General features: G+C 50.1%; 17 protein-coding genes and 2 pseudogenes. 16 read left to right on the top strand and 3 right to left on the bottom strand.

From position 1 onward, the window contains the following. Positions 1-6 precede the first annotated feature (6 nt). The gene (locus DS901_RS11445; RefSeq protein WP_258546712.1) at positions 7-627 is read left to right on the top strand and encodes an exopolysaccharide biosynthesis protein; all 621 of its coding nucleotides are present in this window, start codon (positions 7-9) and stop codon (positions 625-627) included. Between the two features lie 38 nt (positions 628-665). Here DS901_RS11445 and DS901_RS11440 read toward each other — a convergent pair whose 3' ends face one another. From DS901_RS11440 to DS901_RS11430, 3 genes are all read right to left on the bottom strand, one after another. Further along, on the bottom strand, positions 666-1,163 hold the full coding sequence (locus DS901_RS11440) for a Dps family protein (protein ID WP_113777085.1): 498 nt from the start codon (positions 1,161-1,163) through the stop codon (positions 666-668). Positions 1,164-1,193: 30 nt separating this feature from the next. Then, positions 1,194-1,355, bottom strand: a complete 162-nt coding sequence (locus DS901_RS11435; RefSeq protein WP_113777084.1) for a DUF1328 domain-containing protein — start codon at positions 1,353-1,355, stop codon at positions 1,194-1,196. Between the two features lie 115 nt (positions 1,356-1,470). Then, a complete protein-coding gene (locus DS901_RS11430) occupies positions 1,471-1,824 on the bottom strand; it encodes a hypothetical protein (protein ID WP_113777083.1) in 354 nt (117 codons plus the stop codon). 141 nt (positions 1,825-1,965) lie between these two features. Here DS901_RS11430 and DS901_RS11425 point away from each other — a divergent pair, with 141 nt between their 5' ends. The 15 genes and pseudogenes from DS901_RS11425 to DS901_RS11355 all read left to right on the top strand — a co-directional run. Continuing rightward, positions 1,966-2,640, top strand: coding sequence for a Crp/Fnr family transcriptional regulator (locus tag DS901_RS11425; protein ID WP_113777082.1), 675 nt, complete (start codon positions 1,966-1,968; stop codon positions 2,638-2,640). A 147-nt stretch (positions 2,641-2,787) separates the two neighbouring features. Beyond that, positions 2,788-3,039, top strand: coding sequence for a hypothetical protein (locus tag DS901_RS11420; protein ID WP_113777081.1), 252 nt, complete (start codon positions 2,788-2,790; stop codon positions 3,037-3,039). A 72-nt stretch (positions 3,040-3,111) separates the two neighbouring features. Then, positions 3,112-3,390 (top strand): DUF883 family protein, encoded by a 279-nt coding sequence (locus tag DS901_RS11415; protein WP_113777080.1) that lies wholly within the window; start codon positions 3,112-3,114, stop codon positions 3,388-3,390. A 179-nt stretch (positions 3,391-3,569) separates the two neighbouring features. Continuing rightward, complete coding sequence (locus DS901_RS11410) at positions 3,570-4,082, top strand: hypothetical protein (RefSeq protein WP_147249912.1); 513 nt, start codon at positions 3,570-3,572, stop codon at positions 4,080-4,082. Then, a complete protein-coding gene (locus DS901_RS11405) occupies positions 4,075-4,470 on the top strand; it encodes a phage holin family protein (RefSeq protein ID WP_113777078.1) in 396 nt (131 codons plus the stop codon). The genes DS901_RS11410 and DS901_RS11405 overlap by 8 nt, the downstream gene beginning before the upstream one ends. Beyond that, positions 4,463-5,206, top strand: a complete 744-nt coding sequence (locus DS901_RS11400; protein WP_113777077.1) for a DUF3618 domain-containing protein — start codon at positions 4,463-4,465, stop codon at positions 5,204-5,206. Before DS901_RS11405 ends, DS901_RS11400 begins: the two co-directional genes overlap by 8 nt. Positions 5,207-5,377: 171 nt before the next feature. Further along, positions 5,378-5,578: pseudogene (locus tag DS901_RS18985) on the top strand (integrase core domain-containing protein); the annotation flags it as partial. Positions 5,579-5,750: 172 nt separating this feature from the next. Continuing rightward, positions 5,751-6,500 carry a hypothetical protein gene (locus DS901_RS11390; protein ID WP_147249911.1) on the top strand — a complete coding sequence of 250 codons (750 nt, stop codon included), beginning with the start codon at positions 5,751-5,753 and terminating at the stop codon, positions 6,498-6,500. A gap of 150 nt (positions 6,501-6,650) precedes the next feature. After that, on the top strand, positions 6,651-8,648 hold the full coding sequence (locus tag DS901_RS11385) for a dynamin family protein (protein WP_113777075.1): 1,998 nt from the start codon (positions 6,651-6,653) through the stop codon (positions 8,646-8,648). Beyond that, positions 8,641-9,711: a dynamin family protein gene (locus DS901_RS11380; protein ID WP_113777074.1), complete on the top strand. Its 1,071-nt coding sequence runs from the start codon at positions 8,641-8,643 to the stop codon at positions 9,709-9,711. Before DS901_RS11385 ends, DS901_RS11380 begins: the two co-directional genes overlap by 8 nt. Positions 9,712-9,823: 112 nt before the next feature. Further along, the gene (locus DS901_RS11375) at positions 9,824-10,177 is read left to right on the top strand and encodes a roadblock/LC7 domain-containing protein (RefSeq protein WP_113777073.1); all 354 of its coding nucleotides are present in this window, start codon (positions 9,824-9,826) and stop codon (positions 10,175-10,177) included. A 617-nt stretch (positions 10,178-10,794) separates the two neighbouring features. Continuing rightward, positions 10,795-12,756 (top strand): dynamin family protein, encoded by a 1,962-nt coding sequence (locus tag DS901_RS11370; RefSeq protein ID WP_181820842.1) that lies wholly within the window; start codon positions 10,795-10,797, stop codon positions 12,754-12,756. A gap of 1 nt (position 12,757) precedes the next feature. Next, complete coding sequence (locus tag DS901_RS11365) at positions 12,758-13,999, top strand: dynamin family protein (RefSeq protein ID WP_113777071.1); 1,242 nt, start codon at positions 12,758-12,760, stop codon at positions 13,997-13,999. Positions 14,000-14,147: 148 nt separating this feature from the next. Next, positions 14,148-14,429: pseudogene (locus tag DS901_RS11360) on the top strand (transposase); the annotation flags it as partial. Between the two features lie 217 nt (positions 14,430-14,646). Further along, on the top strand, positions 14,647-14,798 hold a 152-nt coding region (locus DS901_RS11355), incomplete at its 3' end, for a transposase (RefSeq protein WP_147249910.1).

The following is a 14,798-nucleotide window of genomic DNA, read 5'->3' as shown; positions in this document are numbered from 1 at the left end:
GAGCCAATGCGCGCGGTGATCATGATCGATCAACGCGCGTCAATCGCCATGTCATATCAAAACCAAACTTTGCCAGATGTCATCGACAGGGTCATTGATGCAGCTCAGGAAGATACGGTGAACCTGCGTGATGTCATCAGCTCTGTTGGTGACGATAGTTTTGCGCCGATGCTTTTGCTTGCGGCTATGGCCGTCGCGACCCCGCTCAGCGGTGTGCCACTGTTTTCGGCTGTAATGGGGGCCGTGATTTTCTTGGTGTCAGTGCAGATGATGATGGGACGCACTCACCTTTGGTTGCCAAACTGGGTGCTGAGCCGGCAGATTTCTGGCGCGAAAGTGCAGGGCGCATTTAAGAAAGCACATCCCGTCGCGTGTTGGATTGATCGACGCACAAATAAGCGGGCTCGAGTCATGTTTCACAGGCCGCTTATATACTTGCCGCAATTGTTGTGCGTGCTGTCAGGGCTAATGATGCCGTTGCTAGAATTCGTACCGTTTTCATCGTCGATCATGGGCGTGGGAGTGGTTTTTTTGGCGCTCGCGATGTTGACACGTGATGGTGTGGTATTGGGTTTGGCCTTGGTTCCTTACGCTGCAGTCGTTACCTTGATGGTGCGTACTTTTTGATGCGAAAATGGCCCCGCGTGCGGGGCCATTTTCGCAGTTCATTTTGCAACAAGCGCTTTGAGCATCCATGCCGCTTGTTGGTGGAACGCCGATCTTGCGGTGGCCAGATCCTCTGTCACGGGGTCGTTTTGCTTGCCCGCGAGTTTAATAAGCGCGTGCAAACGGTGCGATATCCGCTCGTGATCTTGGGCGAGCGTTGCACACATTTCGCCCGTTGTTGGTGCTGGCTCACTGTCCGCAATGACCGATAGTTTTTGAATTTCAGTCATGGTCATCGGTGCAAGTTGGCCCATGGCGCGCATACGCTCTGCCAAAACATCAGTCGCAGCGAACATGTCTTCGTACTGCCCTTCGGTAAGGTTGTGGATCGCGTAGAAAAGTGGGCCTTCCACATTCCAGTGATACGCATGGGTCTTGAACGTTAACATATATGTGTCGGCCAATACGCTGGCCAACCCCTTTGCAACAGTTTCAGGTTCGCGCAACCCCGATGATGTCTCATGCGGGGTTGCAACAACTTTCAGTGCGTCTGTCATGATCTTCTCCTGTCTTATTCTTCGTTGTATCTAGCTTCGAACGGCACGCACGATCAGCGTGACGACGAACAAGACCAGGAAAACAAAGAATAGGATTTGGGCAATCCCAGCCGAAGCAGAGGCGATTCCGCCAAATCCAAAAACAGCCGCGATGATTGCGACAACTAAGAACGCGAGTGCGTAAGATAACATTGTTTCACTCCTTTTATTCTGACACGATGGTGTCTTCTGGAGATAAAACGCATGAACCTGCAAACCGTTCCAAACAATCCGATTGGGACGCCGTGAATGGGCAGCGTGTAGCGCGTTACGTGCTGCGCGATGCCTCTTGCACATCAGAACAAAGTGCACCGATAATGGTTTCTTGTGTAAATGGCATTTCAATTGTGATGGCAGGCAGGTCAATATCGGTCGTGTTGCCAAGAATAGCGATCCGGTTGCCGCGCGTCGCCGCGGATTTGATTGGGTCGAGGTAATCACGCAGCAACGCATCTTTGATAATAATAACAGTGTTCGGGCCACTTTGCGCGATGGTACTGGCGATGTCTTGGTTATTTGCAGGTGCGTCGATGCGGCTGCTAGGATAATCGGCAGAAAGTAGCCCTGTTAAATCCATAATGACGATAGGGTCAGTTTCAATGATGATGAATGCGTTAAACACTGAGGGTATCCTTAGAAATGTGTCGATACATCTTAGGCAAAATGCTGCATCGCCGAATAAGCATATGACATAGCAGGAGTAAGAAACTTGGCAACTAAATGTGAATATTGCCCATTACGACGGCGTGGCATTTTTGCGTCTATGACCCAAGAAGAAGTTCGCTACATGCAGCGGTTTAAGGTCGGAGAGATCGTCATTGACCCTGGGACACCAATTTTAATTGAAGGGTCTAATAGTCCACAGCTTTTCACGGCATTACACGGGTTGGGGGTGCGGTATAAGATTTTGCCGGACGGAAAGCGGCAAGTCGTGAACCTGATATTTCCAGGCGACTTTATCGGCTTGCAAGCCGCGATGATGGGAGAGATGGGACATTCCGTCGAAGCGACATCAAAAATGACCCTTTGTGTTTTTGATCGCTCTGCGATGTGGTCTTTATTCAAAGATATGCCAGAACGCGCCTATGCGCTCACATGGCATGCTGCTGTTGAAGAACACTTTTTGGGCGATGCACTTGCAACACTGGGGCAGCGCAATGCGGTGCAGGCCGTCGCATGGGCGTTGGCGCGGATATTTCAACGTGGCGAAGCGCTTGGTTTGGTGAAGGATGGGCAGATGAAGCTGCCGTATAAGCAGCAGGATCTTGCAGATGCTTTGGGTCTATCTCTTGTGCACACAAATAAGACGCTCGCCGCGCTGCGTAAACGACAACTTGCTAATTGGACCGATGGCACGCTACGCATCCCAGATATCGTGACGCTTGCAGAGGTTGGCTTGCTCTACGATGCGCATGTGATGAAGCGGCCTATTCTTTGAAAAGCCCCTCAATGTATCGTCAAGATATCATCTTTTCATACAGAAAATCGTATTTAGCGAAGTGGCAGCAACAAAAATCTAAATGAAATTGGAACTCTGATCGCATCTGCTCGTTTACTCTATGTAACCGAAACGGGAGATATAGCGATGAAAACGATCACTGCCTCAGCGGCCATTATTGTTGCTGCGCTTGCTATCGGCTTCGGCATCTACATGGTCGATGTCGAACAAACCCAAGAGGCAAGCCTGCCAGACGTTGATGTCACAATCGAGGGTGGTAATTTGCCTCAATACGAAACTGAGCTCGGTGATGTTGAACTGGGAACCGAGGAGATCACGTTGGACGTACCAACAATTGATATCCAGAGCCCAGAAGAAGATGTCGCAGAAGATCGCTAACAGCAAACCCGAAGCCGAGACGTTGAGATCAATGAGTGATCGCAATGCCCTTCACAAACAGGAGATATAAAAATGACACAGACGCAAGAGACAGAAAAAACTATCAAGAATGGCCTGGAAAAGGCCAAGCATGATACTGCGGCTATGGCTGAACAAGCAAGTGCGCAAATCGAAAAAGGTCTCGAAGCTGCGCAAGAGACGGTCAACCAGGCAGCAGAGCAAACGGCAAAAGAACTGCGCAAAATCAATGAACAAGGTACTGCATTCGTGCGTGAAAACCCGGGGCTTGCCGTAGCGGGTGCATTGGGTGTCGGCGTCTTGTTAGGGATTGCGCTGCGCGGGCGCGACTAGAAGCTACATCCAGATTTTTTAATGGCCGCAGCGGGAAACCGCTGCGGCTTTAATTTTTTGATACATGCCTGAATTGCCATTTATGCGACGCACCCGCAGCACCTTTTGTGGTTTATTATGGAACCATTGCGAGCCCTTTGTGTTGGTTTTCCAACGGAACAACACAAGGAGATGAAACGATGACAACGACATCCGATCTCAACCAAACAGCGCGCGACTACGCAGGTAGTCTTGGGCGTAAAGTGAAATCAGACATTGAAAACGAAACCGTCGCAAGGGCAACAGACGTCAAACATGCTGCGGCGGACAGGGTGCAAAACACGGCAGAAGCGGCGCACGCCGCAGTCGATCAACTGGATGCCCAAACGCCCCAAGCGCAGGCCGTCGCACAGTTTGCCGATCAAGTTGAAGGGCTCGCCACGAAGCTACGGACCACTGACATCGCAACGCTAAGTCGACAAACGGCTGATATTGCGCGGGCGAATCCGCTGTTGTTTATCGGTGGTGCTGCAGTTGCGGGCTTTGCGGTCGCGCGTTTTTTAAAGGCGCGCAACCCTGAGCGCTCTGACGACGTCGCGGAATCCGATCCTTGGGCGGCGCCATATGCAGGTTCACGCGGAAGCGAAGAAGAAATTGTCGGCAATGATAGCTCTGTGCTTGCACAAATCAACGGGGAGCGCGGCCATGCATAAGAATACATTACGCGACACTCCTGTGCTTTTTGTTGATACGATCCGGCAGTTTACATCCCTCGTGCAAGGCGAACTGAAGCTCGCACGCACAGAACTGAAAGCCATTCTCAGCCGTGCTGCCATGGGGTTGGTATTTTTGGCGATTGCCTTCTTGATGGGACTTGTTGCCTTGAATGTGCTGGCATCTGCTGCCGTGGCCTACATCGCTGCAAATGGCATGTCTGTTGCGCTTGCCGCGCTGATCGTTGGCGGTGCCTTGCTACTGATCGCACTGGTGTTTGTGCTTATGGGGAAATCCCGGCTGAACACAGAAGCGCTGTCGCCAAACAAAACGAACGAAAACATCCGCCGTGATGTTCACGCAATAAAGGAGGCAACCAATGCCTAATCTGAACACAATGACCGAACGTGTCGAACAGGACCGCGCAGACCTTGCAGCAACGCTTGACGCGCTCTCGGATGCCGTGGCGCCACAACGCATCGCAGATCAGGTGTCCGATGCGACCGGGCAAATTGGGGGAGACCTCGCACACAAGGCTTGGGAAAGTGTGCGTCAAAACCCGGCAGGCAGTTTGATGACGTTAATCGGTCTCGGCCTCATGGCGTCCGGCCCGCTTAGCCGACCAGCGCCTGAACGCGCAAAGGGTCCAGTAGCTGTTGACCCTGAGGAGGCGTTGATCGGTTTTGATGCCCGCGTCGCACAAGCCGATCATGAAATAAGAAAGGATATGACAGGACAAATGTCGCATCGCCCCAAAGCGTCAAAATTGCGTGCAACCCTTGATAAGGGTCTTGATCACTTGCCACCCAAAGCACGCAAGCGGGTCATTCAAGCCCGCAAGGCAGCATCAGCGGCGCAAGAAGCGGTCGAATTGCAGGCCCGTCGGACGGCGCACAAGACCAAAGGCGCGATGCAAGAGCAACCACTTGCCGTCGGGGCTGTGGCACTTGGGTTTGGGTTGCTGGTCGGGACAATGCTGCCCGGAACACGCCGCGAAGACGATCTACTCGGCGCGCGACGCGATGCATTGATGGATGATGCGCGCAAGGTGCTAGAGGGAGAGCTCAGTAAACTCCAAATCACGGCGAAAAGCGCATCACGGGAGGTGGCGGCAGGCGTATAGTAAAGCGAAGGTCATCAAAGTCGACATTTGTTGATGCAACAGATTCGGTCAAAAATGGGCTCACAGCGGTCTTTTGCGGCTCAAGGCTTCAATGGCCGCATTGCAAATGCAGGGAGCCTGTCTGACGTCAGCGCTTATGGGTCCAAATAGCCGTATTTGATAAGAGAGTGTTCTTGGCTCATCGAAAGCTGGAGGAAACACTACAGCACCAAGCGGCCACACAGTGCATTGGGCTACCGCCCACCAGCGCCCGAAGCCATCATCCCGATGGACCAAAGGCCGATCATGCACTCACTTTCAAATTGGACCACTCAAGTGGGGCTGCTCAAACAACATGCCGCTTGCATAACTGGTGACGTGCTACATACTTAACTCCATCAAGTGAACCAAACTTCCGTGCACTCTTAGGCACTGCGGGTTTCGAACACTGAGATAACTGACACAGGTTTTTGTAGTGTAGAGGCAAAAAGTTATGGTAACTTTCGATTGGCCCGTTTTTAACAGCCGCGGATTTCTTGCTCTTTACAGTTTTGCAGGTAGGGATGTGCTCCCTACAAATGTCGCGGCGCATGCCGATGTTGCAACACTTGGCGCTTATGCAGCGCAAAGCCGCGCACTGTTGCAAGGCGCGCTGCACATTCCTGACGCATGCACGTTGATCGTCCGCTCTAACGACCGTACCTCCGTTGCGTCGCTTCAAGGTTCCTTGATTTGCGAAGGCACTCAATCGCTAAACATCGGTCTTCTACTTCCAAAGTTACGGGCTCTGGATTCTCATGCGGCAGAGCTGAAACCCGAAAATATTCGCGCAGGTACAGCCCAACGCCAAATACTCTTGGCACTTTGCGCACGTATTGCACGCAGCGAAGCAACACGTGTGTTTGTTCTTCGCGCTGGTCAGAATGAAATCGTGCTGCAAGCCCATCGCGGCTACTTTAATATCTTAAACGGCGCCACATCACCGATAGAAATCGCCAAGGCCATCCAAAATGCAGCCGAGGACGGCAAAGAGGCCGCTTATTCACTCGGGGACAATTCAGAACTAGCGGTACGGTACACCTACCCGATTAGTAGTTTGCTTGCCCCAAATAACGACAAATCAACGCATGCGTGGGATATAGATGTAAATGGCGATTTCTTATCTGCGCCGATCACCGCATCGAGTGAAATCATTTCCGGAATGTTACACCTACAAGAGATTGCTTGCGAGCTAAGTTCAAGCGAAGAAATATCTTCAATCGAAGTTCGACGCGCAGATGGAACAATAATTGGGACATTGCGATTCGTTTCGTAATTTGTCTGTCAATACCACTTAAAGCAGAGCTACACTATCACTCACATTTCTGGCACCCTTGCGGTTAACCAGTGTTTGATCTGGGTATTGTAGCCTATACTGAGCGTCTGCCTGACGACTGTTTGCGTTCCTAATCTGTTGGATTACCACATGTCTTTATCTACGGCTGATCATGATCAGCAAAAAAAGCTATTTCCCGCTTCCATGAAGCACGCGCAGGCTGCAAGGATTGCAGTGGAACGCTTGGAGGCAATCGCACAGGATATGCAGCGCCTCGTTGTACCCGATGCATTGGGACGTGCGCTAGAGATACAACAGAACATTCCTGAAATTAAGGCCCGCATTTCAATCGTTGGTCAGGTCAAAGCAGGTAAGACCGCATTGACAAACGCGTTAATCGGACGCCCTGGGTTGCTGCCTTCAGATGTAAACCCTTGGACATCGGTCATCACATCCCTGCATATGAATCCGTCCACCCCCCCAAAAAAAGGTGCCGTATTTCAATTTTTTGATAAAGATGAATGGGCGAACATGACCGCTGCTGGCGGCAGACTTGGAGAGTTCGCAGGACGCACCAATTTCGAACGAGAAGCCGATGAAATGCGCGAACAGGTGCGCGCGCTGCAATCGCACGCCCAAAACCGATTGGGGGTAAACTTCACCTTGCTTCTTGGTAACAAGCATAGTTTTTCTGAATTCGATTCAGCATTGATCAAAAAGTACGTCTGCCTTGGTGACGATGACGATGCGGACGTGGACCCGAGTGGTCGTTTCGCCGATCTGACAAAGTCCGCAGATTTATACTTTGAAGATTCATCGTTCCCCATGCCAGTGATTTTGGCCGATACACCCGGAGTAAATGACCCGTTTCTTGTTCGCGAAGCGGTCACGCTCGATAATCTCGCGAGTTCAAACATCTGCGTCATTGTATTGAGCGCGCATCAGGCGCTTAGCACCGTGGATATTGGATTGATCAACATCATTATGGGGCTGCACCACGAACAAGTCGTCTTGTTTGTAAACCGAATTGATGAGCTAGAAGACCCCAAAGAGCAAACGGTTGAGATAAAAAAATACATTCAGCGCACGCTTAAAGATCGCAACATGTCGCAAGACATTCCGATTGTTTTCGGCAGTGCGAAGTGGGGTGCCGAATTGGGTTTGGCGCCTGATGGTGATGATGGCGACAAGGCTGATCTGTCCGGTATCAGCGAATTAATGCGGGTTTTGGACGAGAAATCTACGAATGATGTAAGTTGGCCAGCAATTGAGGCTTTGCGTGACGAATGCACGGACTTGGTGAACCGGTCCGTCCTTGTCTTAGACAATGCGTTAAGCGAACGAAACGTGGCGGGCATCGGAAATGATGCGGACGCTATTTCATTACGCACCTCAGAAATTTACAATACCATGAATGCGGATTTGGACGCGTTGATAAACGACGTAATCGAAATGGCATCATTTGCAATGTCAGATGCATATCGTTCATTCATAGTCAAAGAATCCCGTGAACTCAGCAGTGCCGTCACAAAGGGCAAAGGCCTTAAAAACTGGGCGCCGCAAACCGAAGGGTTACGCAAAGAGTTATTTCATGGCTATAATGAATTTTCAAATAGGGCTACTGCGAAATTAGGCGAAGTTATCCAAAATGCGGCAAACAGTATATCAGCGCTTTATGCTGACATAGTGGGTAGCAGTGAGAGTCTTTTCCCTGTCGTAGGGCCGGCGTTCGAGCAGCCGAAGACTCCCGTTTTTCTAATGAAAACAATGAGCATAGATCTGAGCGCTGGCTGGCTAGGGCGCCTAACGTCAAAACAACGCAAAGCAACAAGCTATGTTGCACAGTTTGAAAAACTTGCCACGGAAGAAATGTTATCGACTGTCTCGGAGCTAAAACGCGTCTACATTTACGAATTTGCGGTCCAGTCACGGGCCAAGTTGCAGGATTTCATCGACGCCCACATCGCAACAATTCGCAATATCACTATAACGGAGGGTGCCCCCGAATTTGCGCAAACGCGCCAATCTTTTGGGCTTGAGAACGAAGTAAAACAGCGGATCACAGCTCTGAGCGCCTTGAAGGAAGACTTGCAGTCCATTTCGCGCGATACGCAAGGCTTGGCCCTAGGGGAACAACAGAATGACTAATATGGTGTCAGAGAAAGCCAAATCAATCCTGACAGCTTGGTCAAGAAAAACCCCTTGCTTTGCATTAATGGGCGAATACAGCGTCGGAAAGTCATCGCTTCTGAATTTGTTGCTTGGTGTGCAGCTTTTACCCGCACGTGTGACGGCAACACGACTGCCCACGGTTTGGATTACCCATGGTGAAACGCGGAAGGTTGAGGTTCTAGACTACGACGGAACGTTTTCGTCCATCCCTGATCCTGATGCTGATTTGGCAAATTTAAGCGATAACTTAGTCATTAGGTGCACACTGCCCTCTGAAATTTTACGCAACACAGACATCATCGACACGCCAGGAATTTCCGACCCCAACCTCGCAGACGATATTGTTGAACTCATCACTCCTCATGTTGATTTTGTGGTCTGGTGCACATCTGCGAGCCAAGCCTGGCGACAAACTGAAACTGCAGCTTGGAACAGCGTGTCCTACGAACTGCAGGATAACAGCCTGCTTGCTATCACACGTATTGATTTGCTCGGTGCAAAAAAAGATGTGAATCGGGTCGTTACCCGGTGCCAGCGTGACGCCGGAAAGTCGTTTTATGCGATTATTCCCATTTCAACCAAAACTGCAAAGACTGGTACCGATGAAGGTTGGCAAGACAGCGGCGCTGCGGCGCTTGTTAGCGCAATAGAAGCAAGGGTTGCGGCCTCGCTTTCATACCGCGCCGAACGCCGCGAACGTGAAGGAGAGATTGCAGTTGCCGAACCTGTCCCCACGTCGGTCGAAATCGTGCATGTGGCAGGCACGGATACGCAATCAATCGAAGATTGCATCGCGGCAGCAATCGCTGATGTCACAAGCATGACCTCAAATGAAAATATTATTGCCTCATTTGATCAATTAAAAACCACGTTTATCGGCGATGAAGTGGATACTGATTCACACGCGAGCGTCATTCATGAATTGTTGTCGCTGCGCGTGCAAGATGATACCGATTCAACAGCCCTTAACAGGCAAATACACCATGAGCTTAAAGACTTTTCTGAAGGACCTTGGTGCCAACTGGGCAAGCAAAAATGAATCTGAAACGAAATCGGTTTCAGCTGACGAATTGAGCCCCAAGGCAACCTTGGGATCTCATGAAAAAAGTGGGGGCATGCCCCCCGCCATTATAACTAGTAAGGAAGAAAACATGTCTACAGATATCTCAGCGCTCGCATCCATCGGTGGCTTTATCGGGGCGTGCCTCGTTGACAGCGAAACCGGCCTGATGATGGCATCCGAAGGTGGTGGGGCATTGGATCTCGAAGCAGCCGGCGCAGCCAATACAGAGGTTGTTAAGGCAAAACTCTCAGCGATCGAAATGCTGGGCCTCGAAGACAGCATCGACGACATCCTGATCACGTTGGGCAAACAGTTTCACTTGATCCGCCCACTAGAAAAGACGCCAACCGTCTTTCTCTACGTAGCCCTAGATAAGAAAAACGCGAACCTAGGCATGGCACGTGTGCAGGTTAAAAATGTCGAAAAGACCATTTCGCTCTAACGAACGAAGATAACTGCGTACTGCGGCGCTTCGGGCGGCGCAGTACATACCCAGCGATTGCACCGCCACACGCTGAAGCGGCTATACAAAAGCAGGCTTTGCCATCGTATCTTGCTCAAAATAGATTTTAAACTGCCAAAAACTGGCCGTATTCCGCGCGGCAAAAAAAACGGCTTGCTTTTATTCAATCGCGCAACAATGCCGAGAAACCTTTGAGATTAACACCCCTCATTTCTGGCATCACCCAGATAAATATATTTATTTAGAAAGATTATAAAACTGTCAGCGAAACGATTGACTTTGTTAACTTTCAAACACAACCTTGAGGTAGAACACGAGAATCTTTGAACTAAGCCTCCAGCTTGGAAAGCATAGTTTTGTGCCGAGCACGCCCTAATGAATTGATCTGTTCTCGACAAAAAATATAGAGTATAAGCATGTCATTAGCCGATATAAGCAACAACGGTGATCCTCTCCTGACCTTTGGCCTTGCCGAGTCGCCGTATGGTTCTCCAGGCAACCCTATGGTTGATAAGCCACGGCTAGTACCTCGCTTTAATGTACACCGTGATGAGTTGCTCGCTTTGCTATGCCGCTTACGTGAAGCAGTCGCTTTGTTGGCGCACGACCGCGTTGTGAGCCTTATCGATGAACTTGAAAGCTTTGCGATTCATGTGTCGCTAATTGGGCAAGTTAAGGCAGGCAAAACCGCTTTGACGAATGCACTTATCGGTAAGCCAAATATGTTACCGTCTGATGTCAACCCTTGGACTTCAGTCGTCACATCAGTGCATATCAATACTACAAAACCAGCAGGCGCAAACGCGGTTTTCAATTTTTTCACGACGCAGGAATGGCTCAGCATGGTTGAGGCTGGCGGGACGTTGGGAGAAGCGGCAAACCGCGCAGGATTTGCTGCTGAGGCCAATCAAATGCGAAATCAAATTCGCGAAATGCAGCAGCGTACAGAACAGCGACTTGGACGTAATTTCAATCTACTGATGGGCGGTCAGCATACTTTTATGGGCTTCTCTCCCACCATGCTTCAGAAATACGTTTGTTTGGGCGACGAAACGGATGCATCGGCACCGGAAGGGCGCTATGCTGACGTCACAAAAACGGCGGATCTCTATATAGACAGCGACCGCTATAGGGTTCCGACGATCATCCAAGACACACCGGGTGTGAATGACCCCTTCTTGATGCGTGAAACGGTGACGCTCAATAGCCTCGGCAATACTGATATTTGCGTTCTTGTCCTTTCTGCACAGCAATCGTTTAGCACCGTAGATGTGGGGCTTTTACGGGTTGTACGATCACTGAAAAAGCAGCAAATCATCTTTTTCGTGAATAGGATTGACGAGCTGAGTAACCCGAACGAACAAATACCCGAGATTGACGCATATATCCGCGGTATTTTGGCGGATCAAGAGTTACCAACTGACGTCCCAATCATTTTCGGTAGCGCGGTATGGGGTGAAATCGCGTCATTCGGAATGAACGCAACGGGCAACCCTGTGTCAATGGACAAGCTCGACGCGCTTGCCGCTGCACGTAAACAGTATGCTAACGACAAATCAACAGAGCCCCATCCTATTGGGTCGATTGCGTATACTTTGGCAAAAGCACAAGATCTGTCGGGGTTATTCGACCTACGCAATCTGATCGCAGCAAAAAGTCGTATGGACAATGGCTTTCCAAAGCTGGCCAACATTACGCAACGTGCGCGAGAAATCGTATCATCATCGTTAGCCTTTCTTGACCAATCGGATGTTACTGAATTACGGAGGGCAGACGAGGTCGGCATCACGGGTGCAATTGCACGGGTTGAGGCCGTCCACGAAAAGGTACAGCAATCGTGCCAAACCGAGTTGAAAGCCGCTACGCGGGTTCTGCTGTCATCTATTTCAGATACGTACAGCAATTTTTTGGATCACGAGGAAGAAGCGCTTACGGCCGAAACAGGTGCCCCCCTGACAGATTGGAAGCCCAATATTGAGGTGCTACGTCGCAGGTTAATGGCGTCGTATGCGAAATTCTCAGAAACGTTACCAATCAAAATTGGCGAAATTTTGATTGGTGCCGCACAAGAGGTTCAAGGCGCCTACGACGAGGTGTTGAACAATCCGGTTAAGATATTTCATGTGGAACCACTACAATCAAACTGCCCTCCTAAACCGCTTTGCTTAATGAAAACCTTGCCGTTGGATATTTCATCGAGCTGGCTGTCAAATTGGATGCCGAAAAAGGTAAAGCTGACATCACTTCTACGCAAGTTGAACAAGCTAGTTGAAGCGGAAGCAATGCTTGTCCTCGCCGAGATTCAAAGTGATTGTATCGATGACTTTGCAGCTGAGAACACGATGATTGTTGATGGCTTTTTCGAAGACCATATTCGCGGGTTAAAAAATCTGGTGTTGTTACGTGACAAAGGTCAGCACGAACATGCATTAGATGCCTTGGGGATGGAAAATGGAATAAAGGTTAGGCTCGAAACCTTGTCCGAAATATCCGACGGTTTGAACGCCTTGGCTACCCGTATTGACGCCGACCTGCACGAAACCGCAGAGGCGACCTAATATGCCAAAAGGTATCGATGAACCCGAAAACTATTTTGCCGGTTGGCACAGTCAACGCCCCGTATTGGCTGTTATGGGTGAATATAGTGCAGGCAAGTCAACGTTGCTTAACTATCTGCTTGGTACGAACGTGTTTCCCACTCGCATCACAGCTACAAATTATCCGCCGATTTGGCTGACTTATGCCGATACCCCCTATGGGATTGCGATTGGGGCAGATGCCCCCCCACTAACTTTTGATCCAATTGATATCAACGATTACAGCGGCAGTGCATATTTAGCTTTGCGCGTCGCACTCCCGATCCCGTTATTGCGTGATATTGATATCATCGACACGCCCGGGATTTCGGATGTACGTTTAACCAAAAAATCGCTGCACATGTTTGCGCCATTTCTGGATGCAGTCATCTGGTGTTCAAATATAAGCCAAGCGTGGCGCCAGACAGAAGTATCAATGTGGCGGTCATTTCCGAAACCGTTGCACCAGCGCAGCCTGCTCGTTTTGACGCAATGCGACAAGTTGCGTAATCTGCCTGATGTAGAAAAGGTCATGAAACGCGTTACTCATGAAACGAAAACACTATTTGCTCAACGGCTTGCAGTATCGATCGACACTGCTTCAAAGGCAGAGCAAGCAAAAGGCGCAGCTGACCGCGACGATCTTTTGAAAGCAAGCAATATTTCCGCATTGCAGACTGCCCTCACGGTGATCGTTACGGATGCCAAAGCTGCCTGCTTGGCTCGCCCCGATATTGCCACCCCAACGTTGTCACCAACTCATGCCTCACAAGCGACGTCTCACTCTTCCCAAACGCAACTAAAGAAAGGCCCCCTTCACACACCAAAAGAAACGACAAGACATCCAACTTCAAAAAAGGAATCTGACATGGCAAAAGTAGACATCTCGAAACTTGCAGAAATAGGTGGTTTTATCGGTGCATGTTTAGTTGACAGTGAAACAGGGCTGATGATGGCCTCAGACGGCGGTGGCGACCTGGACCTTGAGGCCGCAGGTGCAGCAAACACAGAAGTTGTCAAAGCCAAGCTCTCGGCAATCGAAATGCTCGGCCTCGACGATCACATCGACGATATCTTGATCACTTTGGGTAAGCAATTTCACTTGATCCGCCCATTAGAAAAGACACCAACGGTCTTCCTTTATGTTGCCTTAGACAAAAAGAGCGCAAACTTAGGCATGGCGCGTGTCCAAGTTAAAAACGTCGAAAAGACACTGGCTATCTAAAGCCTAGCCTAAATGCTGCGGCGCATGTTCGAACCGCAGCATTTAGGAGTTTAGTCTGTCTGACGTCAGCGCCTATGGGGCCGAATAGTGTCATTTGAACCGCGCCTTGTTTGCCAGAGGCTCCAACTCATGAGTAGGATGGAGCATCATGAACAAAACAACGAACAAGTATTCCCCAGAGGTGCGCGAACGTGCCGTGCGAATGGTTTTGGACAATCAAGGGCAGCATGACAGCCGATGGTCAGCGATCCTGTCGATTTCTGCGAAGATTGGCTGCGCGCCGCAAACGTTGAACGAATGGGTCAAGAAGGTCGAGGTCGATACTCGCCAACGGAGTGGTGTCACGACCGAGATGACCGAGAAGATGAAGGCTCTCGAACGCGAGAACCGCGAGTTGAAACAGGCTAACGGGATCCTTCGCATAGCGTCTGTGTCAATCGCAGAGTAAAAAGGGGCCAGATCGCGGCTCAAAACCATTCTACCATGTCGCTGAAAACCTGTATGTTATACCCATCCCAAGTGGTGGAAAATCAGATTTTTTACATCGAAAAACTCTTTCCTGACAGCTGGCTCAAAAAGGGGTTTGGACCTGTCGCGGTTTGATGCCGCTCCTTTGATAGCATTTATTGTAGCAAAGGATACTGACTATGGGACTGAAACGGACGGATGAATTCCGCCAAGATGCGGTGCGTATCGCGTTGACCAGTGGGCTAACGCGTAAACAAGTAGCCGACGATCTGGGTGTCGGCATGTCGACGCTGAACAAATGGATTACCGCACACCGAGACACGGATGTGGT

Origin of the sequence: Loktanella sp. D2R18 (genome assembly GCF_003318235.1) — a bacterium.
GTDB lineage: Bacteria > Pseudomonadota > Alphaproteobacteria > Rhodobacterales > Rhodobacteraceae > Yoonia.
Note: the sequence above shows the minus strand (reverse complement) of the source record. Positions and strands in the feature narration are given on the sequence as shown.

Coding starts and splice junctions, on each gene's coding strand:
- DS901_RS11415 (WP_113777080.1), top strand. CDS start 3,112: ATGACACAGACGCAAGAGACAGAAAAAACTATCAAGAATGGCCTGGAA.
- DS901_RS11375 (WP_113777073.1), top strand. CDS start 9,824: ATGTCTACAGATATCTCAGCGCTCGCATCCATCGGTGGCTTTATCGGG.
- DS901_RS11385 (WP_113777075.1), top strand. CDS start 6,651: ATGTCTTTATCTACGGCTGATCATGATCAGCAAAAAAAGCTATTTCCC.
- DS901_RS11445 (WP_258546712.1), top strand. CDS start 7: ATGCGCGCGGTGATCATGATCGATCAACGCGCGTCAATCGCCATGTCA.
- DS901_RS11380 (WP_113777074.1), top strand. CDS start 8,641: ATGACTAATATGGTGTCAGAGAAAGCCAAATCAATCCTGACAGCTTGG.
- DS901_RS11440 (WP_113777085.1), bottom strand. CDS start 1,163: ATGACAGACGCACTGAAAGTTGTTGCAACCCCGCATGAGACATCATCG.
- DS901_RS11410 (WP_147249912.1), top strand. CDS start 3,570: ATGACAACGACATCCGATCTCAACCAAACAGCGCGCGACTACGCAGGT.
- DS901_RS11435 (WP_113777084.1), bottom strand. CDS start 1,355: ATGTTATCTTACGCACTCGCGTTCTTAGTTGTCGCAATCATCGCGGCT.
- DS901_RS11400 (WP_113777077.1), top strand. CDS start 4,463: ATGCCTAATCTGAACACAATGACCGAACGTGTCGAACAGGACCGCGCA.
- DS901_RS11365 (WP_113777071.1), top strand. CDS start 12,758: ATGCCAAAAGGTATCGATGAACCCGAAAACTATTTTGCCGGTTGGCAC.
- DS901_RS11405 (WP_113777078.1), top strand. CDS start 4,075: ATGCATAAGAATACATTACGCGACACTCCTGTGCTTTTTGTTGATACG.
- DS901_RS11420 (WP_113777081.1), top strand. CDS start 2,788: ATGAAAACGATCACTGCCTCAGCGGCCATTATTGTTGCTGCGCTTGCT.
- DS901_RS11425 (WP_113777082.1), top strand. CDS start 1,966: ATGACCCAAGAAGAAGTTCGCTACATGCAGCGGTTTAAGGTCGGAGAG.